This is a genomic window from Terrabacter sp. Soil810, from assembly GCF_001429645.1.
GTDB lineage: Bacteria > Actinomycetota > Actinomycetes > Actinomycetales > Dermatophilaceae > Terrabacter.
The window spans coordinates 1,178,940-1,202,161 of the sequence record NZ_LMSW01000011.1 but is presented as its reverse complement, the minus strand read 5'-3'; the positions used below and the strand labels follow the sequence as shown (position 1 = coordinate 1,202,161).

Here is a 23,222-nt window from a genome sequence, read left to right as displayed (position 1 = left end):
TAGATCCAGGTGCGGCCCCCCGGCACCGGATTGGGATCTGCTGCGGTCGGCCTACGAGCGTCGCAGCGCCGACAGCAGCTCGGGCGCGCGCCGCTCGTAGAGGCGCGCACCGACGCCGACGCCGGCGACGCCGACGAGACCGCCGAGCAGGACACCGACGACGCCGGCTGCCCAGACCGCTGCCGGTGACCCCTGCCAGGCGAGCCACGCGAGCAGGATCGTGGGTGATGCGAGCGCCAGGGTGCCGATGCTCGCCATCGACTGAGCGGCGATGGTGATCCCGGCGGCCCCCGGTGGCGCGTTGAAGGGACTCTCGCCCGACTCGGGGACGGGATAGGGCATCACGACGCTCATGACGCTCGACACGGCATACCCCGCACCGAGCAGGGACACCGACAGACCGAGCGCCGCGGGCAGCAGGTCCCAGCGGTCGGCGACCGCGACCCCGACGACGACGTAGACGGGCACCAGCACGGCGGCGAGGAGGACGTCGGGCAGGAGGCGCCCACGACGGTCGTCGCGGCCGGACGTGCCCGAGACGATGTGCAGCCACAGGGCATCCGACTCGTAGGCGACGGCGTTGTGCTCGCTCCAGCCGAGGAGGAACGCGACGAGCGGACCCATGAGCAGCGGTGTCCATGGGACGTCGCCCGTGTAGAACGGGACGAGCAGCGCCAACGGGACCACGGGCGTCATGGCCATGCTGATCTGGAACCGCGGGTCGCGGCGCCAGTAGGTGAGCACCCGCGCGGCGACGGCGCCGAGCGGTGTGCCGGGCAGGCGGGCGAGGAGGCCGAGGTCGTCTCCCGCCGAGGCGCCCGAGTCGGACCGCGAGACGGCGCGCGGGTTGTCGACCTCGGCGCGCAGGACCTTGGACCACTGGAGGAAGACGAGCACGAGCAGTCCTGCGGCGAGGGCCAGCCGCACCAGTCCGGTGCCGGGGTCACCCGCCGCCACGTCACCCGGGGCGGCCCAGGCCCAGCCGAGCGGGGACCAGCTCACGACCTGCGCGGCGGTCGTCGCGAGGTCGCGCAGGCCCGCGCCGAGGTTGGCGACGACCGAGATCGCCGGACCGATGACGACGAGCAGGAGCAGACCGAGGACCGCGATGACGTCACGGCCCCGACGGCTCGAGATCGCGTGGGTCATGATCGCCGAGACCCATCGGCTCGTCGTGATCGCCGTCAGCAGCCCGACAGCGGTCGCGACGACGGCGACCGCGGTCGAGGCCACGGTGTGGGACCAGGCGACGACGACGCCGGCCGACAGCACCATGGATGCGATGGCGGGCAGGCCGACGAGCGCGGCGGCCACGAGCCCGATCGCCAGCTCGCGGTGCGGGACGGCGAACGTTGCGAACCGCCCCGGGTCGAGCGTCGGGTCGGACCCGAAGGAGAAGAGGGGCACGACCGTCCACAGCACGATCCCGGCGGCTCCGGCGAGCGGGATGACGACGCGCGCCGCGTCGAGCGACCCGCGGAGGGACGCGAGGATGACGGCGAGACCGGCCACGAGCACCGCGAAGTAGACGATCCCCACGACGGCCCCGATCGCCTGGGCCCGGCTGCGCCGGAAGATGTTGCGCAGCAGGGTGAGCTTCAGTCGGACGAGGTGCGCAACCACGAGAGCCCCACCACCTCGGTGGACCCGCCGACGAGGTCGACGAACCGCTCCTCGAGGGACCGGTCACCCCGGACGTCGTCGAGCTCGCCCGCGGCGAGGACGAGCCCGTCCGAGATGACGGCGACGTGCGTGCAGATGCGTTCGACGAGGTCCATGACGTGGCTCGAGAGCACGACCGTGCCTCCGGACTCGACGAAGCCGGAGAGGATGCGGCGGATCGTCGCCGCCGAGATCGGGTCGACCGCCTCGAACGGCTCGTCGAGCACGAGCACCCGAGGCGCGTGCACGAGCGCCGACGCGAGCGTCACCTTCTTCGTCATGCCGGCCGAGTAGTCGACCACGAGCTTGCCCTGCGCGTCGCCGAGACCGAGCGCCGCCACGAGCTCGGCAGCCCGCTCGGACGCGAGCTCGCGCGACATGCCACGGAGCAGGCCGGCATACGTGATCAGCTGGAGACCGGTGAGCCGGTCGAAGAGCTTGAGCCCGTCGGGCAGCACGCCGATCAACCGCTTGGCGGCGACGGGGTCGTCCCAGACGTCGCGGCCCAGGACGAACGCCTGCCCCGCGTCGGGGCGCAGCAGGCCCGTCACCATCGAGAGGGTCGTCGTCTTGCCGGCGCCGTTGGGACCGACGAGCCCGAAGAACGAGCCGCGCGGCACGTCGAGGTCGATCCCCTTGACGGCGATGAGGTCACCGAAGCGCTTGCCCAGCCCGCGCAGCGCGATCGCCGGCCCCTCGGTCGGGTCGCCTTGCGGTGCAGGCAGATCGGTCACGTCACTCATACCACTCCCCCGAGTCGAGCGTCAGAAGGTCGCGGACTCGGCGTCGCGCAGCGGGGTGTACGTGAGGCCCTCGACACCGGAGAACTGCTCGATGTGGCCGGAGTACATCCGGTGCCCGACGTCGCTGAGCAGCGCGTCGTGGATGGGGATGAAGACCTTCGGGGCGATGCGTGCGACGAAGGCGATGGAGTCGCGGCTCGCGGCCCACGGGGCGTTGAGCGGGTGGGCGAGGACGTCGACCTGCCCGGGCTCGCCGTCGTAGGCGTCTCCCGGGTGGAAGAGGGAGGGCTCACCGGCGGCCCGCAGGACGACGCCGACGTTGGGGATGCGGGGCATCGCGGCGTGGTTGAACGCGTGCAGCTCACCGACCGGGGAGACCGTGACGTCGCCGACGGCGAAGTCCTCGCCCTGCCGTGACGGCTCCGCGGCCAGACCCTCGTCGCGCAGCTTCTCGGCCGTGAGGGGGTCGGTGTGCACCGTCGCGCCCGGGTTGGCGCGGATCAGGGCGCCGACCCGCGCCGGGTCGAAGTGGTCGGCGTGGTTGTGGGTCACGAGGACCGCGTCGAGACCGGTGAGCTCCTCGAAACCCGACGAGAAGCTGCCCGGGTCGATGAGGATGCGGCGGTCGGCGGCCTCGACGAGGAGGCAGGCATGTCCGAGGTGAGTCACGCGCATGCCACCACCTAATCACGCTCCCCGCCGACCGACCCGCGAGACACAGCACGCACCGGGGGGCAACCCACTGCGCCCGGCCGGGTCGGGTGACAGACTCGCGGCAGGACCGGTCCCGACCCAGGGCCGGCGCGTGGTCGTTCGGCGGGATCGGGGTGACAGGTGGACGCCATGACGCATGAGGAGGACCTCCGCCTGCTCCGGGCCTACGAGCCCGTCGTCCGCCTCACCCGTGGTGAGTACTTCCTCCCGGTCGCCGTCGACGCGTACGTGACCCACGCGAGCCTCATCCGCGACGAGGCAGGGGTGACGACGGTCCTCGCCGGCCCGGGCACGATCGACCTGACCGCACTGGCCGCCCACGGCGCCGACCACGACGGACCGGGCCTCTCGCTGTCGGGGATCGCTGAGCCGCGGTCGTGGACCGACCGGCTGCGCCGCATCCTTCCGGGCGCCCGACCGAGCTTCCGCGCCGGCAACCGGCTCGCCCAGGTCGGGCTCCTCGGACGCACCATCGACACCCTGAGCCGGGTCTCGCTCCTGCTCCGCGGGTCGGTGCCGGGCGGGAGCGCCGCAGCCGCGTACGCCGCCCAGGGCGAGCACCTGTCCCCCGACCGCCCCACGTACTACGGCCGCGTGGTGCGCAGCGACGGCTGGGTGGTGTGCCAGTACTGGTTCTTCTACGCGTTCAACAACTGGCGTTCGGGCTTCTCCGGGGTCAACGAGCACGAGGCCGACTGGGAGCAGGTGACGGTCTTCCTCGACGGCACGGGCACGCTCGACGACGACGGCCTGCCCCCACCGCGGTGGGTCGTCTTCAGCGCCCACGACGAGACCGGCGACGACCTCCGGCGCCGCTGGGACGACCCCGACCTCACGACCGTGGACGGGCGCCACCCCGTGGTCTTCGCAGGGGCCGGATCCCATTCGGGCGCCTACCTGCCCGGCGACTACCTCATCACGGTCGCACCCCCGTCGTGGGGCGGCGTCATCCCCGCCGTGCGCCGCCTCGCCAAGCTCTTCGCCCCGTGGGCGCGAGCGGCCCAGGGCGCCGGACTGGGCATCCCCTACATCGACTACGCGCGCGGCGACGGCCCGTCGATCGGCCCGTCGGCGGAGCTGGCCTGGGACCCCGTCGTCATCGACGAGCAGACGCCCTGGGTCCGGGACTACCGGGGGCTCTGGGGTCATGACACGAAGGACCGTCTCGGCGGCGAACGGGGGCCCGCCGGCCCTCGCTACGAGCGCAACGCCACGGTCCGGCTGTCCTGGGGCGACCCCGTCGGCTGGGCGGCGCTCGCCAAGGTCGCGCCCAGCCCGGAGGCCGAGGCGGCCCTCGTCGCCGACCGCATCGACGAGATCGACCAGCAGCTCGCCGACCTGACCGAGGAGTCCGACGCTCGGGTCCACGCCCTGACGACGCGCGCGGCCGGGCTCGGGCCGGACAGCCCCGACGTGCGCGCCCTGGCTCCCGACGAGCACGCGGTCACCGCGCTGCGCATGGACGCCGTGAGACTGCGCGACGAACGGACCCGGATGGAACGCGCCCTGCGCGACGGCCTTCCCACTCCCTCGCCGCACGCCCACCTGTCCCACCGCCGGACCCCGATCGCGGCGGGCGAGCGCTCGCGGGACCGGCTGCTGGCGGTCTGGGCCGTCGTCAGCACGCCGATCGTCCTCTACCTGATCGCCGGCTTCTTCAAGCCGGAGATCACCGACCGTCCGCTCGGTGCCGCCGTGCTGCTCGTGCTCGTCCTCGGCATCGAGGCCTTCACCCGCGGCTACTTCCTGGCGTATGCCGTCCGCGTCGTCGCGGTGATCGGCCTCGTGGCGCTCGTCGGCGAGTTCGCGGGCAACTGGCAGCCCTTGACGTACTGGGTGCTGGTGTCCGTGGCCGTCGTCGTCCTCGTCGTCAACCTGCGCGACGTCGTCCGCCGGTAGGCCCGGGACGACCACGTCGTCGCCGGACCCCCCGTCGCCGCAAGGGCGCTCAGGCGTCGATGCTGGACATGTCGCCGTATCGCGCGCCCTGCACGGCGTCCCGCGGCACGGCCTCGTCGATGGCGGCGAGGTCGTCGGCGGTGAGCACGAGCGACGTGGCGCCGACGTTCTCCTCGAGGTAGCGCACCCGCTTGGTCCCGGGGATCGGCGCGATGTCCTCACCCCGGGCCAGGACCCAGGCGAGCGCGAGCTGCCCGGCGGTCGCACCCTTCGACTCGGCGATGTCACGGACCCGCCCGACGAGCGCGAGGTTCGCCTCGAGAGCCTCGCCCTGGAAGCGCGGGAAGTACGCCGTGCGACGGGAGTCCCCGGCCTCGAGGTCGTCCGCCGAGGCGATGGCACCGGTGAGGATGCCCCGGCCGAGCGGCGAGTACGGCACGAGTCCGATGCCGAGCTCGCGGAGCGTCGGGAGGATCTCGTCCTCGATGTCACGGGTGAACAGGGAGTACTCGGTCTGCAGTGCCGTGATGGGGTGGACAGCGTGGGCGCGCCGGATCGTCCGCGGGGAGGCCTCCGACAGCCCGAGGTGCCGGACCTTGCCCGCCTCGACGAGCTCGGCCATCGCGCCGACGGTCTCCTCGATCGGGACGGTCGGGTCGACGCGGTGCTGGTAGTAGAGGTCGATGTGGTCGACCCCCAGTCGCCGGAGCGAGGCATCGGCGGCCCGCCGGACGTAGTCGGGACGGCCGTTGATGCCGAGCCGTGTGCCGTCCTCGGCCCGCTCGTTGCCGAACTTCGTGGCGAGGACGACGTCCTCGCGGCGACCGACGAGAGCCCGCCCGACGAGTTTCTCGTTGGTGAAGGGGCCGTACATGTCGGCCGTGTCGAGGAAGGTGACGCCGAGGTCGACAGCGCGGTGGATGGTCGCGACGGCGTCGCCCTCGTCACCGGTCCCGTAGAACTCGGACATCCCCATGCAGCCGAGGCCGATGGTCGAGACGACGAGCGGCGACGTCGTGCCGAGGGTGCGGGTGCCGAGCGGTGCTCGTGCTGCGCGGGTGGTGGTGGTCTCGTGTTCGTGGGTCATGTGACCGAGTCAAACCCTTCGAGCGCGCTCGAGGTCAAGACGTGGGGCGCCAGCAGGCGCCACGGTCAGGACTCGGTCCGCTCGAGCGTCGACTGGTAGATCCCGATCTTGTTGTCGATGGCACCGAGGTGCTCGGTCACCTCGGCGAGCTGCGCGAGGACCCGCGCCCGATGGTTCTGCAGCAGGGCGAGGCGCTCGGTCTCGTTCCCGTCCCCCTGCCGGCAGAGGGCGGCATACGCCTTGACCTCGCGGATCGGCATTCCCGTGGCGCGTAGGCGCGTCAGCATCCGGACCCAGGTGAGGTCGCGCTCGGTGTAGACGCGGTGACCCGAGCTCGTGCGGCCGACGCCGCGCAGCATCAGCCCGTCGCGCTCGTAGTAGCGCAAGGTGTGCGTCGTGAGGCCGGTGCGCTCGGAGGCCTCGGCGATGGTCAGGCCCTGGGGCGGTGCGATGACGGTCACTGCACCATGCTGACGCTTCGAGCGCACTCGAAGTCAAGCGGGAGGACTGCTGTCCTGCTCCCGGCCACCCGCCACCGGCCGGCAGACGGCCGCTCGGAGCAGCCGCTGCCGACGCCGGCCGACGCCGCGCGCCGGGGTGAGACGCCGCTGCTGTGCGGCCGGCCACGTCCAGCACTCCCAGCTGGAGCCGCTGCGCTCCGAGCACCCGTCGCGCCTCACCGGACACCCCCCGAAGAAGCGACGGGACGATGGTGTACGCGTGGGGTCGGCGTCCGCGTCGAAGCGGCGTCGGGTGGGAGGTCGGGTGGGAGGCCGGGGGCGAGCTGGGTCGCTGCAGGCACGGGGCGCTCCTCTCCTCGGCGGACGACCGGACGGTGGGTCCCCCGACCCCGCACGGGCCGCGGGCGACCGTGCTGGACGCGGACCTCGTGGCCACGTGCTCTGGGAACGAGACGACACCCCCGGGGGTTACGCGTCGGTAGCCCTGGTGTCAGGAGCGGTGCCCTGCCCCGCGTCGGAGTCGAGCCCATACGCCGGACCCGGACGCCGGGGGCCGCAGCGACGCGGTGTCGCCGGGGACGACCGCCGACTCCCGCGCCGACTCGAGCTCGTCGACGGCCCGCAGCGAGTCACTGATGAGCGAGCCGTAGACGGGCCACTGCTCGGGGTCCTCCAGGGGCGTCGTGCGCACCTGCTCGCGCAGCGTCGTGAGGACCTCGCGGGCCTTCGCCGTCCCCGCGTCGAACCTCGTGGTCGCGTCGTCGTCGTGTCGGCCGAGCTGCGAGACGGCCTGCGCCATGCCGTCGAGCGCCACGGCGTACTCCGCGACGAAGGTGTCGGACGGCGCCGGCCCGCGACGTCGCTCGTCCGCGGCGTCGACGAGGGTCCGTGCGATCCCCGTGACCTCCCAGACGGTCCGCCGCAGGGTCGTGACCGTGCGTTCGTAGCCGTCCCAGTCGACGTCCGCGGGACGGAGGTTCTCGCGCAGGTTGAAGCGCGTGCTCTCACGACCCGTGTGGATGTCGTCGACGACGTACGGCGCCTTGTCACCGATCTCGGTGCCCCGGCGGTACCACCGCCGAGCCGTCTGCTCGTCCCAGTCGCCACGCAGTCCCTCGGCCATCTCCTCGAGGAGCTCGCGCACCTGCCGAGCCAGGGCGGACACCCGCTGGCGCGGCTTGGTGAGGTGGAGCGGTGCGAACACGATCGCGTTGGTCGCGACGCCGATGACGCCTCCGGCGACCGTCTCGACGATCGTCAGGTAGGTGAACTGCTCGTCCGTGCCTCCGACCGTGATGAGCGACAGGAGGACCATGGCCGGCACCTGCATGCCGTGCTCCCCCAGTCGCGACCACCGCCCGATGACGAGCGCGACGAGGATGACCCCGAACATCGTCCACCACGTCACGCCGAAGACCGTCGCGACGACCCACGCGACGCTGAGCCCCAGCACGACGGCCGCGATCCGCTGGGCGCTGGCGGACAGGGAACGCACCATGGTGCGGTCGACGACGAGCAGGGCGGCCATCGGCGCGTAGAACGGGACCGGGCTGTCGAGCACCCGCACCGCGAACTGCCAGGCGAGAACGGTCGCGATCGCGGCCTTGACGAGGAGCAGGAGGGCGTCGCGCTCGGGGCCGGGCTGGTGGAACGCCCGTCGTAGGGCACGCACCCGCTGTCTCGTGTCGTCACGCCACTGGCTCATGCGGGATCACCCCTGCGGGGCGCCGGTCGGACGGCCGGGGGCGTGCGTCGTCTCCCACCCTTCGCACTCTACGGGGCAGGAGGTTCAGCTCGACCTGCGTTCGGAGGCCTCGGCCACGGCCCGCTTGTCGATGTCGTCCATGGCCCGGGTGTCTCGAGGTTCTGCAAACGGCTCGAGGTCCTCGGGCACGCCCTCGGCGATCGCCCGGCTCCGGTCGAGCTCGGCGTTGACCTCGGCACCGAGCAGGATCGCGATGTTGGTCAGCCACAGCCAGACGAGGAAGATGATCACGCCGGCGAGAGACCCGTAGGTCTTGTTGTAGGACGAGAAGAGGGCAACGTAGAGCGCGAAGAGACCGGAGACGACGAGCCAGATGACCACGGCGATGATGCCCCCGGGGCTGACCCACTTCACGCCACCCTGCTTCGCGTTCGGGCTGGCCCAGAAGAGCACGGCGAACAGCACTGAGACCAGGACGAGCAGCACGGGCCACTTGAGGACGCCCCAGACGACGAGGGCCGTGTCCCCCGCGCCGATGAGGTTGCCGACCTGCTCGGCGACCGGTCCGCTGACGACGACGATGACGGCGCTGACGACCATGACGACGACGGCGAAGAGGGTCACGCCGACACGGATCGGCACTGTCTTCCAGAGGGGGCGTCCCTCCGGGATGTCGTAGATGACGTTGGAGGCCCGCATGAAGGCCGAGACGTAGCCCGACGCCGACCAGAGGGCCACGAGCAGGCCGAGGACCGCGCCGAGCCCGGCGCTCGTCCGGTTCGCCTGGGCCTGGGCGATGAGCGTCTGCACGAACTGGGCACTCGACCCGGGTGCGATGGCCTGGACCTGCTTGACGACCTCTGACGTGGCGTCGCGTCCGAGCAGCCCCAGGGCTGCGACGAGCACCGCGAGGGCGGGCGCGATCGACAGCAGGCCGTAGTACGTCAGGGACGCCGCGAGGTCGGTGAGGTTGTCGCGCTTGAACTCCACCCGAGCCCGCTTGACGGCCGCCACGAGGGAGGCCCGCGGGAGGTCGGCTGGACCGGAGGGCCCGCTGGAGTGGTCCGGATCGTGCTCGCGTTCGTGGTCCGAGTCGTTCACGTCGCCGTGCGCGGCGTCGCCCGCGCTGGTTGGCTCGGCCTGGCCTCTGCTGCTGCGTGAGGGGTCGCTTGCTGGTGCCATGCCCGGTGCGTACCCAGTGAGCGGCGCGGCCGCACAGCGACGGGGGCCGGTCCCGGCACGTCGGGGCGCAATGGCAGCATGGGGCGCTGGTCTGGGTACGAACCACTGGGCGAACGTCCGGGACTGCCTGGGGTCGTCACCCCGGAGGCCCGCTGCACCCGACCGCAGCACGAGCCACACCAACCAGAGGGAGAGAGCCAGCATGGTGGGCCAGGAGCCTGACCTCATCGCCGGGCGCTACCGGCTCATGAACCGGATCGGCTCCGGTGGCATGGGACACGTGTGGCTGGCCTGGGACGAGCGCCTGAGCCGCGCCGTGGCCCTCAAGCAGCTCCACTCGCCGGTCGGTCTGGGCGAGGCCGACGCGCGCGTCGCACACGAGCGTGCGATGCGCGAGGCCCGCAACACCGCGCGTCTGCACCACCCGAACGCCGTGCCCGTCTTCGACGTCGTCGACCACGACGGCCAGCCCTGCCTCGTGATGCAGTACCTCCCGTCACGGAGCCTGCACGCCCTGCTTGTCGAGCGAGGACCCCTGCCGGTGCGCGAGGTCGCCAAGCTCGGCGCAGAGCTCGCGTCCGCGCTGGCCGCCGCCCACCGAGCGGACATCGTGCACCGCGACGTCAAGCCCGGCAACGTGCTCGTCGCCGAGGACGGCACGGCGCGCATCACTGACTTCGGCATCTCCCACGCCCTCGGCGACGCGTCCCTGACCTCGACCGGAATGGTGACCGGCACCCCGGCCTACCTGGCGCCCGAGGTCGCACGGGGAGGACCGTCGAGTCCGGCCTCGGACGTCTTCTCCCTCGGAGCCACGCTGTATGCGGCCGTCGAGGGCGCTCCTCCGTTCGGCACCGGCGACAACCCGATGGCCCTGCTGCACCGCGTTGCATCCGGTTCGATCACGCCGCCCGGTGACGGGCCCCTCGCCCCGGTCCTGCTCGCGATGCTCGCCGCCGCGCCCGACGACCGTCCGTCGATGCAGGAGGTGTCGGCGAACCTCGCCGAGGTCGCCGCGGGACGCCGGCCACCCAGCGGGGTGGCCCCGTCACCGGCCGACGCCCGCGAGGAGCGCGAGGACCGTGTCAGCCGGACCCGCGTCCTTCCCGTCGGTCCCCGGTCCCGGGAGGACGGAGTCGGCCGACCCGGCGTCGCCGGTGCGGCAGCGGGTGCCGCTGGGGGTGCCGCTGCGGGCAGCGCGCCGGCGGACGTCACCGACGACCTCGGCGGTGAGATCCCGAGCGCCCCTCGACCTGCCTCAGCCGCCCGGGTTGCCGTCGGCGCGCCGCCGAGGACTCCCGCGGCGGCACCCGCGGACGCCACCGGGGCCGACGATGACGGGAGCGAGGGCGAGGATCCTGCACGACGTCGGGCCGCGATCCTGGTGCTCCTCGCCCTCGTGGTGCTCGCCGGTGCGGGTCTCGCCGTCTGGGGCCTGCAGCGCGACGCCGGGAAGGCCGGCGACGTGGCCGCACCCCCCGTCGCCACGAGCAGCCCGAGGGCGCCGAGCACGACGCCGCGACCCACCACGACGGCTCCCACGACGTCGAAGGCCCAGGCCGCCTCGCCGAGCACGCCCCCCAGCCCCAGGCCGTCGACGTCGTCGCCGAGGCCCTCGACGGCTGCGCCGACCACGGCACCGGCCGGGACCACGGACGCTCAGCTGGCGCGCGCGGTGCGGGACTACTACGCGCTGCTCCCGGGTGACACGGACGCCGGGTGGGCACGCCTGACCGACCGCTACCGTTCGACGACCTCCGGCAGCCGTGCGACCTACGAGCGCTTCTGGAGCTCGATCACGTCCGTCGACGTGCGCCAGGCCACGGGGTCGGCTCCGGGTTCGGTGGTCGCGACCCTGCGCTACGTCTTCGACGACGGACGCCGCTACGAGGAGCGGACGTCCTACTCGCTCGTCGACGACGGCGGGACCCTCAAGATCGACCGCTCATCGGTGCTGAGCAGCCGCCGACTCTGATGTCGGGCCGACGGCCGGCGCCGGGGCGGGCCGAGCCCCCGCCGACCGCGTTCGGGTGGCCGTGCCTCAGATCTGGGGCGGGGCGCCGCGGACGACGGGGTGCTCGGGTGCGGCCCGGCGGCTGACGGGAGGACCCGTCAGGGGCAACGCCACATGACCAGTGAACGAGCGGAGTGCCCGACTCGGTTCCGCGCCGCGCCGACCGGGGCCACGACGCTCGTCGTGCATGCCTGCGCGAGACGCTCGAGCATCGCTGCCCGCTCGCTGCCGGTCATCACGGCCACGATGGTCTCGTCGTCGGCCGCCGTCACTGCGCTCATCGTGGTTCTCCCTGGTCGTGGCACCCGGCTCAACCCAGTGACCGGTGTCCCAGGAGTAGGTGTATCAGCCCCAATCGTCGGTTACGTCGCTAATGCCCCGATTTCCGCAAGAAAGTCTCAAGGAAAGTGCAAGAGATGGTCAGTTGACTCCGGTGACGCCGTCGGGCGGATCCGGATTGCCCTGCCCCAACGAGCCGATCGGTCGCGATGTCACGGCCACCTCGTCGATGCGCCCCTACCGTGGGACCCGTGCCCGGTCCGGAGCCTCGCCCGCCCCGCCCGACCGACGGGCGCGCCGCCGACGTCGTCGACGTCTTCGTCTACGTCGTCGTGCTCAACCTCTTCGTCGAGTACCTCCCTGCGGTCATCAGCGAGACCTTCACCCTGTCCCTGCTCACGGCCGTCCTCCTCAAGGCCGTGCTCGAGGTCGTCGTCGCGGTCAAGAAGCGTGCGAGGGGTCGGTTCAGGTCGGCCCGCAGCACCGCGGGCAAGGTCGCCGCGGGGCTCCTGCTGTGGGGCGTCCTCGTCGGGAGCAAGTTCGTCGTGCTGAAGACCATCGACGTCGTGTTCGGCGACAGCGTCAGCCTCGGCGGGTTCGTGTCGGTGACGCTGCTCATCCTCGCCCTCCTCGTCAGCCGTGCCGCGGTGCGCCGCCTGCTCGCACCCGCGCCCCGGGTGCTCGGCCCCGGCGACTGAGGCTCGACGGGCACGGTCGAGTGCTGCGACAGTGGTCCCATGTCCCTCGAGACGTGGTGGTCGGCGGTGCGGCCCGACACGCGCGACTGGCTCGTCGCGCACAACGGCGAGCCGCTCCCGATGCACGTCGTCGAGGACATCACCCGGGTCGACGGTCCCGTCGACCCCGAGGCCTCGTGGGTGGACGTCGACGAGGACGGAGTGCTGCGCCTCACGGACGCGGCCGTCGACTGGGTCGAGGCCGTGGCCAACGGCGAGACTCCACCGGCTCCCTAGGACACGTCGGCGAGCCACTCGTCGACGGCTCGCACCCGGCGCACGCGCGGGTGGAAGTGGAAGACGCTCTCGTGGACGATCTCTCCCACGACGACGACGTGGTCGAGCCGACCGAGCTCGGCGCGCGCCAGGGCCGCCCCCAGCTCGACGAACAGACCCCGCCCGGGCTCGGCGCTCGACGCCAGCACGACGACCGCGTCGGCCGTCATGACGCCGCTCAGGTCGGTCCGCGCGGTCTCCGCGGACCGCGCGGGCTGGTCGGCGTAGCCGTCGGAGAGTTCGAGGTCGTGGGTCCAGTCGTGCGTCAGCGTGTGTCCGGCGTGCTCGATCTCGCGCTGGACCGCCCTGACGGCCTGCGTGTCGCGCAGCTGACCAGCGACGTAGACCTTCACGGGCACCTCCAGGGATCGTCGGGGCGGGGACCACACACCCTGCCACGACGGCCCGACAGCCGGTCGGGCCACGCGGGCCGGTCGAGCCACGCGGGCCGCTCGAGCCACGCGGGCCGCTCGAACCACGCGGGCCGCTCGAGCCACGCGGGCCGCTCGAACCACGCGGGCCGGTCGAGCCACGCGGGCCGGTCGAGGCCGCTCGCCTCAGCGTGCGCCCGCAGCAGGTCGTGGGCCTCCTCGGCCGTCAGGCCGCGGTGGAGCATCACCAGGTCGACGGCCACGGCGACGTCGATGCCGTCGCTCGGGTGCCCGCGCCCGGGTCCCAGCCGTGCCCTGACCGCGGTCGACCGGGACGTTCCCTCGGGACGGCCCCGGTCGGGTCGGGACGACGACGTGCTCACGCCGGTGTCATACCCCGCATCCGTCCGGAGATCTCGCCGTGTCACGGTCCGCACCCACCTCGGATCAGGTCCGCTGCGGCGCCGCGCGATGGAAGGTGGCGGCCGTCGTGAGCCGCGCCGAGCAGGTGCGGTCGGTGACGAAGGGCCGCAGCTCGACGTCGGCGCCGTCCTCGCCGACCGCCGCCATGGTGCCGCGGATCAGACCCCGGTGGATGCCGCACACGATCTCGGGGTGGGCCCGGGCCATCGTCAGGAAGGGGCAGTCGTGGAGGGTCAGCTCGACGGTGCGGCCCCCGGCGGACGTGCCCAGCTCCGGCTGGTAGCCCCACTCGTCGAGCAGGTCGACGGCCATGCCGACCTTGCCGAGCCACGCTCCGCGGGTGCCCGCGACCGGCGGAGCCGGCTCCTCGGCGCGCTCCCGGACCCACCGTTCGCCGGCGCGCTCGGGGTCGCCGGGAGTGCCGTCCTCGGCAGCGGACCAGGCGCTGGTCAACAGCTCGGTGAAGGCCTGGAGGGCCTCGGCACTGGCGAGGCCGGGTCGCCGGCTCCGGGCGTCGACGTAGATCTTGCGCGGCCGGCCCACGGCGCCGCGACGCTGCAGGCTCTCCACGACCCCGACCGCCACGAGGCGCTCGAGGTGGAAGCGGGCCGTCGTGACGTGCAGGTCGAGGGCGGAACCCACCTCGGCGGCGCTGAGCCCGTGGCGCTCAGGACCGCGCTCCGCGCCCACGGCGCCCACGTCGCCCGTCGAGTCCGCGGTGTCGGCCGCGGCGGCGAGCAGGTCGATGATCGCTCGACGCGTGGACGACGCCATGACCTCACTCCGGGTGCTTGCTGCCACGTCGGTCCTCCATTTCGTTGATTTGGAGGATAGATGACGACCCGTCGCGCCGGGCGGCCGGGTGAGAAACCCACGCCTCAGCCCCGCGATTGCCGCGCCGAAACTGCTTGGGACCAGTAGCGTTGCGGACGTTCGGGGTCACCGGGGCGTCGCCACGGAGGCGCCCGGACGCGCCGCAGCCGATCGTTTTCGATGAACCCCGTCGTCGATTTGGAGGAGTCATGGATCTCCTGCCCCGTCACCGCCCCGGACCGGGGTGGCACCCGTGAGCGCGGCCTTCCGGAGCACCGGCACGGCCCCGGGCGGGGTGGACGGCCCGGCCTCGGCCGCCCTGCTCCGGGCGGGCCGCTTCTTCACCCGGTGGGAGGAGTCCGACGACGGGCGGGCCGTCTTCCGGGAGGGTGGTCGCGCCGGTGACGTCTTCTACCGCGACCGCTGGAGCCACGACAAGGTCGTCCGCTCGACGCACGGCGTCAACTGCACCGGGTCCTGCTCGTGGAAGGTCTACGTCAAGGACGGCATCATCACGTGGGAGACGCAGCAGACCGACTACCCCTCCGTCGGTCCTGACCGACCCGAGTACGAGCCGCGTGGCTGCCCCCGCGGTGCCGCCTTCTCCTGGTACACCTACTCCCCCACCAGGGTGCGCTACCCCTACGTCCGCGGCGTCCTGCTCGAGATGTACCGCGAGGCCAGGGCCCGCCTGGGCGACCCGGTCGACGCCTGGCACGAGATCACGACGGATCCGGACAAGCGGCGGCGCTACCAGAGCGCCCGCGGCAAGGGCGGGCTCGTGCGCGCGTCGTGGGGTGAGGCCGTCGAGATCGCGGCCGCCGCCCATGTCCACACGATCAAGGAGTACGGGCCCGACCGCGTCGCCGGCTTCTCGCCCATCCCCGCTATGTCGATGGTGTCGCACTGCGTGGGCACCCGCTTCATCCAGCTCATCGGCGGCGTCATGACGAGCTTCTACGACTGGTACGCCGATCTGCCCGTCGCGAGCCCGCAGGTCTTCGGCGACCAGACCGACGTGCCGGAGTCGGGCGACTGGTGGGACGCGACCTACCTCATGATGTGGGGCTCCAACGTCCCGGTCACCCGCACCCCCGACGCGCACTGGATGGCGGAGGTCCGCTACCGCGGCACCAAGGTCGTCACGGTCAGCCCCGACTACGCCGACAACACGAAGTTCGCCGACGAGTGGATGCCCGCACAGGCCGGCACCGATGCGGCGCTGGCGATGGCGATGGGCCACGTGCTCCTCACGGAGTTCTTCGTCGAGCGCGAGGTCCCCTTCTTCACCGACTACGTGCGCACCTACAGCGACCTCCCCTTCCTCGTCCGCCTCGAGGCCCCCGAGGAGGCGTATGCCGCCGCGTCGGGTGACGGGGCCGGCGCTCCCCTCGTGCCCGGCAAGTTCCTCACTGCCGCCGACCTGGCTGCCGAGGGCAGCACCGTTCCCGACGAGGACGCGTGGAAGACCGTGCTGCTCGACGGGACGACCGGCCAGCCGGTCGTGCCGAACGGCTCGATGGGCTTCCGCTACGCCGACTCCGGCAAGGGGCGGTGGAACCTCGACCTCGACGGAGTGACACCCGCCCTCACGATGGCGGGCGACGGCGCCGAGGCCGTCGAGGTGCTGCTGCCGGCCTTCGTCGAGCCCGACGGCACGGGGTCGGTCCTGCGTCGCGGCGTCCCCGCCCGCCGCGTCGGCGGACACCTCGTGACGACCGTCCACGACCTCATGCTCGCGCAGTACGGCGTCGCGCGGCCGGGACTGCCGGGCATCTGGCCGACGGGATACGACGACGTGACCGCCCCCTACACGCCCGCCTGGCAGGCCGAGATCACCGGCGTGCCGGCCGAGCAGTGCATCCGCATCGCCCGCGAGTTCGCCACGAACTCCGAGCAGTCGCAAGGCCGTTCGATGATCATCATGGGCGCGGGCATCTGCCAGTGGTTCCATGGAGACGCGACCTACCGTGCCATCCTCTCGCTCCTCGTCCTCACCGGCTGCATGGGCCGCAACGGCGGCGGGTGGGCGCACTACGTCGGGCAGGAGAAGTGCCGGCCGATCACGGGCTGGATCTCCCTCGCCAACGCCCTCGACTGGGGCCGTCCTCCGCGCACCATGACCGGTACGTCGTACTGGTACATGCACACCGACCAGTGGCGCAACGACGGCTACTCGGCCGACTCGCTCAACTCGCCTCTCGCCAGAGGGCATCTGGCCGGCAAGCACACGGCCGACACCATCGCGCAGTCCGCCCGGATGGGCTGGATGCCGTTCTACCCCCAGTTCGGCACCAACCCGCTCCAGGTCGCCGAGGACGCCGAGGCCGCCGTCGACGCGGGCACCGCTGCCAGCCCCGCGGCATACGTGGCCGGCGCCCTCCACGACGGCACGCTGACCTCGGCCATCGAGGACGTCGACGCCCCGGAGAACTGGCCGCGCACCCTCGTGCTCTGGCGCAGCAACCTCATGGGGTCCTCGGCCAAGGGCAACGAGTACTTCCTGCGCAACCTTCTGGGCACGCACCACAACGTCCTCGGCAGCGAGAACCCCCTGGCGCCGAGGCCGTCCGAGGTGACGTGGCACGACGAGGCGCCGGAGGGCAAGCTCGACCTGCTGCTCTCGGCCGACTTCCGCATGACGTCCACGACCCTGCTCTCCGACATCGTCCTGCCCGCGGCCACGTGGTACGAGAAGCACGACCTCAGCTCGACCGACATGCACCCGTTCGTGCACGCCTTCACCCCCGCCATCGACCCACCGTGGGAGGCCAAGAGCGACTTCGAGCTCTTCCACCTCCTCGCCGAGAAGCTCTCGGACCTCGCGCGCACCCACCTCGGCGTGCGCAAGGACCTCGTCAGCGTGCCGCTCATGCACGACACCCCCGGCGAGACGGCGCAGCCCGGTGGACGGGCCGTCGACTGGCGTGCGACCGGACAGCCCGGCGTGCCGGGCCGGACGATGCCGGTCTTCCAGCTCGTCGAGCGCGACTACACCGCGATCAGCGAGAAGCTCGCCACCGTCGGCCCGCTCGCCGACACCCTCGGCTTCACCGTCAAGAACGTCACCTACCGGGTCGAGGAGGAGGTCGCCCGGCTCGCCGCCAAGAACGGCGTCATGCTCGGCGGCGCCGGTGACGGCCGGCCGGCGATCGACACCGACGAGAAGCTCGCCGAGGCGATCCTCACCTTCTCGGGCACGACGAACGGCCACCTTGCCGTCCAGGGCTTCCGCACCCTCGAGGAGCGGGTCGGCAAGAAGCTCGTCGACCTCGCCGAGGGGTCGGAGGAGAAGCGGATCACCTTCGCCGACACGCAGGTCGCGCCCGTCGCCGTCATCACGTCACCGGAATGGTCGGGCTCCGAGACCGGCGGTCGGCGCTACGCGCCCTTCACCGTGAACATCGAGCGGCTCAAGCCCTTCCACACCCTGACCGGCCGGATGCACTTCTACCTCGACCACGACTGGATGCAGGACCTCGGCGAGGCACTGCCGATCTACCGTCCGCCGCTCGACATGCACCGGCTCTTCGGCGAGCCGAGGCTCGGGCCCGACGGCTCGAAGCAGGTCACCGTCCGCTACCTGACCCCGCACTCGAAGTGGTCGATCCACTCGGAGTACCAGGACAACCTGCTCATGCTCTCGCTCTCGCGCGGCGGCCCGACGGTGTGGATGAGCCCGCAGGACGCGGGGTCGATCGACGTCGCCGACAACGACTGGGTCGAGTGCCTCAACGCCAACGGCGTGCTCGTGGGGCGGGCCATCGTCAGCTCCCGTATGCCGGAGGGCGTGGTCTACGTCCACCACGCCCAGGAGCGCACCATCGACGTCCCGAAGTCGGAGGCCACCGGTCGCCGCGGCGGCATCCACAACTCGGTGACGCGGCTGCTCGTCAAGCCCACCCATCTCATCGGCGGCTACGCCCAGCTGTCCTACACGTTCAACTACCTCGGGCCGACGGGCAACCAACGCGACATGGTCTCGACGGTGCGCAAGCGCTCGCAGGAGGTGACGTACTGATGCGTGTCATGGCCCAGATGGGCATGGTGATGAACCTCGACAAGTGCATCGGGTGCCACACGTGCTCGGTCACGTGCAAGCAGGCGTGGACCAACCGCGCCGGCACCGAGTACGTCTGGTTCAACAACGTGGAGACGCGGCCCGGCCAGGGCTACCCGCGCCGCTATGAGGACCAGGAGACGTGGAAGGGCGGCTGGACGCTGACCCACCGCGGCAGCCTCAGGCTCAAGGCCGGCGGCCGGGTGCAGAAGCTGCTCGGCATCTTCGCCAGCCCCGTGCAGCCCAAGCTCGCCGACTACTACGAGCCGTGGACCTACGACTACCAGACCCTCATCGAGGCGCCCCTGGGTGACGACTTCCCCGTCGCCCGCCCCAAGTCGCTCATCACCGGCGAGAACACGAAGATCACGTGGTCGGCGAACTGGGACGACAACCTCGGCGGCTCGAGCGCGATGGGCCACCTCGACCCGATCGTGGCCAAGCTCAACGCCTCGGTCCGGCGCGAGTCCGAGGAGAAGGTCCGCTTCGAGCTCGAGAAGACCTTCATGTTCTACCTCCCCCGCATCTGCGAGCACTGCCTCAACCCGTCGTGCATGGCCTCGTGCCCCTCCGGCGCGATCTACAAGCGCGAGGAGGACGGCATCGTCCTCGTCGACCAGGACCGGTGCCGAGGCTGGCGGCAGTGCATCACCGGCTGCCCGTACAAGAAGATCTACTTCAACCACAAGAGCGGCAAGGCCGAGAAGTGCACCTTCTGCTACCCGCGGGTCGAGGTGGGCCTGCCGACGGTCTGCTCCGAGACGTGCGTGGGCCGGCTGCGCTACCTCGGGCTCTTCCTCTACGACGCCGACCGGGTCACGGCCGCGGCGGCGACACCTGACGAGGGCGACCTCTACGAGGCCCAGCTCGACCTTCTGCTCGACCCGAGCGACCCCGAGGTCGTCGCGGCGGCCCGGCGTGACGGCATACCGGACGACTGGATGGACGCGGCCCGGCGCTCGCCCGTCTACGCGCTGGCCAAGACCTATCGCGTCGCGCTGCCGCTCCACCCGGAGTACCGCACGATGCCGATGGTCTGGTACGTCCCGCCGCTGTCGCCGATCGTCGACGTGCTCTCGTCGCAGGGCCACGACGCCGAGGACCGCACCGTGCTCTTCGGCGCGATCGAGGCGCTGCGCATCCCCGTCGACTACCTCGCCGAGCTCTTCACGGCCGGGCGCACCGACATCATCACGGGTGTGCTGCAGAAGCTCGCCGCGATGCGCGCCTACATGCGCGACGTGTCGCTTGGCCGCGACGGCGACCCCGCGATCCCCGAGGCGGTCGGCATGACCGAGGAGACGCTCTACGAGATGTACCGCCTCATGGCGATCGCGAAGTACGCCGACCGCTACGTCATCCCGACCGCGCACGTCGAGCGCGCCCACGAGCTCGAGGAGATCGGCTGCTCGCTCGACTTCGACGAGGGGCCGGGGATGTACGAGTCCGGTCCGTTCGGTGAGGCGAGCGGCCGGCCGGCGCCCGTGGCGGTAGAGACGTTCAACGCCCTCAAGCAGCGGCAGACCTCCGACACGGCGATCTCGACGAGCCCGTCGGGTGCGCTGACCGGGCGGGTCAACCTGCTCAACTGGGACGGCAACGGCGCACCCCCGGGACTCTTCCCCGGCCGCACGGACGGCGACGCACCGTGATCGGCCGACGGCGCCGGGCGGCGGCACGCCGGGACGACCGCGTCGTCCACCTCGTGGCGGGGCGTTGCCTCGACTACCCGTCCGGCGACCTCCTCGCAGCGATCCCCTCTATGCGCGATGCACTTGCGGAGCAGGGCGACTCGCCGCCGGCCACGGGACTGTCGAGTCTCGTCGCCCACCTCGACGGAGCCGACCTGGCCGAGCTGCAGCGGGCCTACGTCGACACGTTCGACCTCAGCCGCAAGCACGCCCTCTACCTGTCCTACTGGACCGACGGCGACACCCGCAGACGCGGCGAGGTGCTGGGACGGTTCAAGACGGCATACCGCAGCAGTGGTGCGGTCGTCGACACGCACGGCGAGCTGCCGGACTACCTCCCGATGGTGCTCGAGTTCGCGGCACGCGTCGACGCGGCGGCCGGCGTCGCGCTGCTGCAGGAGTACCGCGCAAGCCTCGAGCTGCTGCGGATCGCCTTGCAGGAGAAGCAGAGTCCGTATGCCGCTGCTGTCGTCGCCGTGTGCGCGACCCTTCCCGGGGAGTCGCCACCCGACCGGGCTGCGGTCATGGAGATGGTCGGCATGACCGGTCCGCACCCGACGGAGTCGGTCGGGCTCGAGCCCTACGACCCCAGGCTGCTTCCGCTGCAAGCGGTCCCGTCTGGCACGACGACGGGAGGAGGCTCGTGAGCACCTTCCTCTGGGGCGTCCTGCCCTACCTCTGCGTCGCGAGCCTCGTCGGAGGGACGATCTGGCGCTACCGCTACGACAAGTTCGGCTGGACGACCCGGTCGTCGCAGCTCTACGAGTCGCGCCTGCTGCGCATCGGCTCGCCGCTCTTCCACTTCGGCATCCTGCTCGTCTTCGTCGGCCACGTCGGCGGACTCGTCATCCCCGAGTCGTGGACCGAGGCCGTCGGTGTCAGCGAGGGGCTCTACCACTTCAACGCGCTGCTCTTCGGCGGTCTCGCCGGGCTGTGCACGCTCGTCGGCATCCTCATCCTCGTCTACCGGCGCCGCACGACTGGACCCGTGTTCATGGCGACGACGAAGAACGACAAGCTGATGTACGTCCTGCTCGTCGCAGCCATCGTGCTCGGCCTCTGGACGACGCTCGTCAGCGTCGGCGCCGGATCCGAGGCGCACAACTACCGCGAGACGGTGTCGCCCTGGTTCCGGTCGGTCTTCCTGCTGAGCCCCGACGTCTCCGCGATGGCCGCGGCGCCGGTCCAGTTCCACGTCCACGCGATCGTCGGGATGCTGCTCTTCGCCCTGTGGCCGTTCACGCGGCTCGTGCACGCCTTCACCGCCCCGCTGCACTACCTGTTCCGGCCCTACATCGTCTACCGCTCGCGCGACGGCGGGACCTCCGGCAACCGCTCCAGCCGTCCCGGCTGGAGCGGGGTCGGCACCTCCGACCGCGACCGTCGCCCCTGAGGGCGCCCCGCACCTCGGCCTCCGTCCACCCACCCCTCGTCCAGGAGCCACCATGAGCCAGACCGCGGCCACGCCCCGAGCGGGCGCCGCACCCGACCTGACCGGGCAGAACCGCAACCTCGCGCTCGCGCTGTTCGCGTTCACCGTGACGTTCTGGGCGTGGAACATCATCGGTCCGCTCGGGGTCCGCTACACCGAGCAGATGGGGCTCAGCAGCAGCCAGAAGGCGCTGCTCGTCGCGACTCCCGTGCTCGTCGGCTCCGTCGGCCGCATCCTCGCCGGCGCCCTCACCGACCGCTTCGGCGGCCGCATCATGTTCCCGATCCTCACGCTCGCCAGCATCCCCTTCGTGCTCCTCGTCGCCGTCGCCGGCAACGCGGGCTCGTTCACCCTGATGCTCGTCTTCGGATTCTTCCTCGGCATCGCCGGCACGACGTTCGCCGTCGGCATCCCCTTCGTCAACGCGTGGTTCCAGGCCGACCGGCGCGGGTTCGCCACCGGCGTCTTCGGGGCCGGGATGGGCGGCACCGCGCTGTCGGCGTTCTTCACGCCGAGGTTCGTCACCTGGTTCGGCTACACGGCGACGCACGTCATCCTCGCCGTCGCCCTGGCCGCGACGGCGGCCATCTGCTGGACCTGGATGCGCAACTCGCCGCTCTGGCGGCCCAACACCGACCCCGTCGTGCCCAAGCTCGCAGCGGCGCTGCGCCTACCGATCACGTGGCAGATGTCGTTCCTGTATGCCGTCTGCTTCGGCGGCTTCGTCGCCTTCTCCACGTACCTGCCGACCTACCTCAAGGACGTCTACGCGTTCGACCTCACGGCAGCCGGCACGCGCACCGCGGGGTTTGCCATCGCGGCAGTCGTCGCCCGGCCGATCGGCGGCATCCTCAGCGACCGCATCGGGCCTCGTGCCGTCCTCGGCATCTCGCTCGCCGGGACGACGGCGCTCGCCGTCGTGCTCGCGCTCCGACCTCCGCTCGAGCTGCCCGCGGGCCTCTCGTTCGTCTCGATCGCCTTCTTCCTCGGTCTGGGCACCGGCGGCGTGTTCGCCTGGGTCGCCAAGGCCGCCCCCGTCGAGCGGGTCGGCAGCGTGACCGGTCTCGTCGGCGCCGCTGGAGGGCTCGGCGGCTACTTCCCGCCGCTCGTCCTCGGCGCCACCTACGACAAGGTCCTCCCCCAGTACGGTCTCGGGCTCGCCCTGCTCGCGTGCGTGGCCGGCACCGCGCTCGTCTTCTCCCAGCTCGGCATCCGCACTCCCGACCGTCGAAGCCGCACGGCCTGAGGCCGAGGACGCACCGGGCACCGGGGTCGCTCGACCACGGTGCCGGACCACCCGGCATACGGCAGCGGGCGCTCAGTCGTCGGCGTGGCCCAGGGCCGGCTCACTGATGGACGCGCGCCCCGTCTCGAGGTGACCGGCGAAGCCACGCAGGAAGGGCCCCTCCTCCGCGGCGACGGTGAGGTCAAGGTCGTTGCTGCCAGCGGGCCGGCCAGGGCCAGGCGGACGAGGAGACGGCGTACGTGCATGGGGGTGTCCTTCGCTCGGGTCCGGTCTGACCCCTCGACGCTAGGGACTGCGCTCGTGGTCGCGGTGCCCTCGACGTGGCGAGTCCGTGAACCCTCGTCGAACACGGATGAACCGGACACCGGCGCGCTTTCGCCGGAACCGGCATCTCGGTGCTGTCAGGCCGTATGCTGCGCTCGTTTCA

20 protein-coding genes are annotated in these 23,222 nt (G+C 71.8%); 9 read left to right on the top strand and 11 right to left on the bottom strand.

The features are described from left to right. Nucleotides 1–51: 51 nt before the first annotated feature. From ASG96_RS11480 to ASG96_RS11470, 3 genes are read right to left on the bottom strand one after another with little or no spacing between them, the layout of a single operon-like run. A complete protein-coding gene (locus ASG96_RS11480; protein WP_057587988.1) occupies nt 52–1,623 on the bottom strand; it encodes a hypothetical protein in 1,572 nt (523 codons plus the stop codon). Next, entirely contained in the window at nt 1,599–2,405 is an 807-nt protein-coding gene (locus ASG96_RS11475) for an ABC transporter ATP-binding protein (RefSeq protein ID WP_056758310.1), read from the bottom strand. The genes ASG96_RS11480 and ASG96_RS11475 overlap by 25 nt, the downstream gene beginning before the upstream one ends. A 21-nt stretch (nt 2,406–2,426) precedes the next feature. After that, nucleotides 2,427–3,080, bottom strand: a complete 654-nt coding sequence (locus ASG96_RS11470; protein WP_057587987.1) for an MBL fold metallo-hydrolase — start codon at nt 3,078–3,080, stop codon at nt 2,427–2,429. Nucleotides 3,081–3,248: 168 nt separating this feature from the next. Between ASG96_RS11470 and ASG96_RS11465 the strand changes: the two genes are divergently transcribed. Next, nucleotides 3,249–5,018, top strand: a complete 1,770-nt coding sequence (locus ASG96_RS11465) for a hypothetical protein (RefSeq protein ID WP_057587986.1) — start codon at nt 3,249–3,251, stop codon at nt 5,016–5,018. Between the two features lie 49 nt (nt 5,019–5,067). On the opposite strand, the gene ASG96_RS11460 is transcribed toward ASG96_RS11465, so the two are convergent. The 4 genes from ASG96_RS11460 to ASG96_RS11445 all read right to left on the bottom strand — a co-directional run bounded on the left by ASG96_RS11460 (nt 5,068) and on the right by ASG96_RS11445 (nt 9,453). Continuing rightward, on the bottom strand, nt 5,068–6,105 hold the full coding sequence (locus ASG96_RS11460; RefSeq protein WP_057587985.1) for an aldo/keto reductase: 1,038 nt from the start codon (nt 6,103–6,105) through the stop codon (nt 5,068–5,070). Between the two features lie 65 nt (nt 6,106–6,170). Beyond that, nucleotides 6,171–6,566: a MerR family transcriptional regulator gene (locus tag ASG96_RS11455; protein ID WP_056758323.1), complete on the bottom strand. Its 396-nt coding sequence runs from the start codon at nt 6,564–6,566 to the stop codon at nt 6,171–6,173. A 490-nt stretch (nt 6,567–7,056) separates the two neighbouring features. Next, the gene (locus tag ASG96_RS11450) at nt 7,057–8,271 is read right to left on the bottom strand and encodes an aromatic acid exporter family protein (RefSeq protein WP_082591740.1); all 1,215 of its coding nucleotides are present in this window, start codon (nt 8,269–8,271) and stop codon (nt 7,057–7,059) included. An 84-nt stretch (nt 8,272–8,355) separates the two neighbouring features. Next, nucleotides 8,356–9,453, bottom strand: coding sequence for a YihY/virulence factor BrkB family protein (locus tag ASG96_RS11445; RefSeq protein ID WP_056758329.1), 1,098 nt, complete (start codon nt 9,451–9,453; stop codon nt 8,356–8,358). Between the two features lie 202 nt (nt 9,454–9,655). On the opposite strand from ASG96_RS11445, the gene ASG96_RS23795 reads away from it, so the two are divergent. After that, complete coding sequence (locus tag ASG96_RS23795) at nt 9,656–11,428, top strand: serine/threonine-protein kinase (RefSeq protein WP_057587983.1); 1,773 nt, start codon at nt 9,656–9,658, stop codon at nt 11,426–11,428. Nucleotides 11,429–11,565: 137 nt separating this feature from the next. Here ASG96_RS23795 and ASG96_RS23235 read toward each other — a convergent pair whose 3' ends face one another. Next, complete coding sequence (locus ASG96_RS23235) at nt 11,566–11,748, bottom strand: hypothetical protein (RefSeq protein ID WP_157610805.1); 183 nt, start codon at nt 11,746–11,748, stop codon at nt 11,566–11,568. A gap of 249 nt (nt 11,749–11,997) precedes the next feature. Here ASG96_RS23235 and ASG96_RS11435 point away from each other — a divergent pair, with 249 nt between their 5' ends. Together ASG96_RS11435 and ASG96_RS11430 are read left to right on the top strand one after the other, a co-directional pair. Next, nucleotides 11,998–12,444, top strand: a complete 447-nt coding sequence (locus ASG96_RS11435) for a hypothetical protein (RefSeq protein WP_056758926.1) — start codon at nt 11,998–12,000, stop codon at nt 12,442–12,444. Nucleotides 12,445–12,483: 39 nt separating this feature from the next. Beyond that, nucleotides 12,484–12,720 (top strand): hypothetical protein, encoded by a 237-nt coding sequence (locus tag ASG96_RS11430; RefSeq protein WP_056758334.1) that lies wholly within the window; start codon nt 12,484–12,486, stop codon nt 12,718–12,720. Here the strand turns inward: ASG96_RS11430 and ASG96_RS11425 are convergent. The 3 genes from ASG96_RS11425 to ASG96_RS11415 all read right to left on the bottom strand — a co-directional run bounded on the left by ASG96_RS11425 (nt 12,717) and on the right by ASG96_RS11415 (nt 14,354). Then, nucleotides 12,717–13,112, bottom strand: coding sequence for a nucleoside 2-deoxyribosyltransferase (locus ASG96_RS11425; RefSeq protein WP_057587982.1), 396 nt, complete (start codon nt 13,110–13,112; stop codon nt 12,717–12,719). The genes ASG96_RS11430 and ASG96_RS11425 overlap by 4 nt on opposite strands. Continuing rightward, on the bottom strand, nt 13,109–13,513 hold the full coding sequence (locus ASG96_RS24220) for an ANTAR domain-containing protein (RefSeq protein WP_057587981.1): 405 nt from the start codon (nt 13,511–13,513) through the stop codon (nt 13,109–13,111). Before ASG96_RS24220 ends, ASG96_RS11425 begins: the two co-directional genes overlap by 4 nt. A 64-nt stretch (nt 13,514–13,577) precedes the next feature. Beyond that, on the bottom strand, nt 13,578–14,354 hold the full coding sequence (locus ASG96_RS11415; RefSeq protein ID WP_157610801.1) for a metalloregulator ArsR/SmtB family transcription factor: 777 nt from the start codon (nt 14,352–14,354) through the stop codon (nt 13,578–13,580). A gap of 256 nt (nt 14,355–14,610) precedes the next feature. Between ASG96_RS11415 and ASG96_RS11410 the strand changes: the two genes are divergently transcribed. Genes ASG96_RS11410 through ASG96_RS11390 form a run of 5 tightly spaced genes read left to right on the top strand, consistent with a single transcriptional unit; the run spans nt 14,611 to nt 22,795 of the window. Then, nucleotides 14,611–18,387: a nitrate reductase subunit alpha gene (locus ASG96_RS11410; protein ID WP_056758345.1), complete on the top strand. Its 3,777-nt coding sequence runs from the start codon at nt 14,611–14,613 to the stop codon at nt 18,385–18,387. Then, nucleotides 18,387–20,078, top strand: a complete 1,692-nt coding sequence (narH, locus tag ASG96_RS11405) for a nitrate reductase subunit beta (protein ID WP_057587979.1) — start codon at nt 18,387–18,389, stop codon at nt 20,076–20,078. The genes ASG96_RS11410 and narH overlap by 1 nt, the downstream gene beginning before the upstream one ends. After that, entirely contained in the window at nt 20,075–20,764 is a 690-nt protein-coding gene (gene narJ, locus ASG96_RS11400) for a nitrate reductase molybdenum cofactor assembly chaperone (RefSeq protein ID WP_056758351.1), read from the top strand. The genes narH and narJ overlap by 4 nt, the downstream gene beginning before the upstream one ends. Continuing rightward, entirely contained in the window at nt 20,761–21,510 is a 750-nt protein-coding gene (gene narI / locus ASG96_RS11395; RefSeq protein ID WP_057587978.1) for a respiratory nitrate reductase subunit gamma, read from the top strand. Before narJ ends, narI begins: the two co-directional genes overlap by 4 nt. Before the next feature lie 52 nt (nt 21,511–21,562). Next, a complete protein-coding gene (locus ASG96_RS11390) occupies nt 21,563–22,795 on the top strand; it encodes an MFS transporter (protein ID WP_056758356.1) in 1,233 nt (410 codons plus the stop codon). Nucleotides 22,796–23,222: the final 427 nt, after the last annotated feature.

Coding starts and splice junctions, on each gene's coding strand:
- ASG96_RS23235 (WP_157610805.1), bottom strand. CDS start 11,748: ATGAGCGCAGTGACGGCGGCCGACGACGAGACCATCGTGGCCGTGATG.
- ASG96_RS11470 (WP_057587987.1), bottom strand. CDS start 3,080: ATGCGCGTGACTCACCTCGGACATGCCTGCCTCCTCGTCGAGGCCGCC.
- ASG96_RS11460 (WP_057587985.1), bottom strand. CDS start 6,105: ATGACCCACGAACACGAGACCACCACCACCCGCGCAGCACGAGCACCG.
- ASG96_RS11450 (WP_082591740.1), bottom strand. CDS start 8,271: ATGAGCCAGTGGCGTGACGACACGAGACAGCGGGTGCGTGCCCTACGA.
- ASG96_RS11445 (WP_056758329.1), bottom strand. CDS start 9,453: ATGGCACCAGCAAGCGACCCCTCACGCAGCAGCAGAGGCCAGGCCGAG.
- ASG96_RS11390 (WP_056758356.1), top strand. CDS start 21,563: ATGAGCCAGACCGCGGCCACGCCCCGAGCGGGCGCCGCACCCGACCTG.
- ASG96_RS11465 (WP_057587986.1), top strand. CDS start 3,249: ATGACGCATGAGGAGGACCTCCGCCTGCTCCGGGCCTACGAGCCCGTC.
- ASG96_RS11430 (WP_056758334.1), top strand. CDS start 12,484: ATGTCCCTCGAGACGTGGTGGTCGGCGGTGCGGCCCGACACGCGCGAC.
- ASG96_RS23795 (WP_057587983.1), top strand. CDS start 9,656: ATGGTGGGCCAGGAGCCTGACCTCATCGCCGGGCGCTACCGGCTCATG.
- ASG96_RS11475 (WP_056758310.1), bottom strand. CDS start 2,405: ATGAGTGACGTGACCGATCTGCCTGCACCGCAAGGCGACCCGACCGAG.
- narH (WP_057587979.1), top strand. CDS start 18,387: ATGCGTGTCATGGCCCAGATGGGCATGGTGATGAACCTCGACAAGTGC.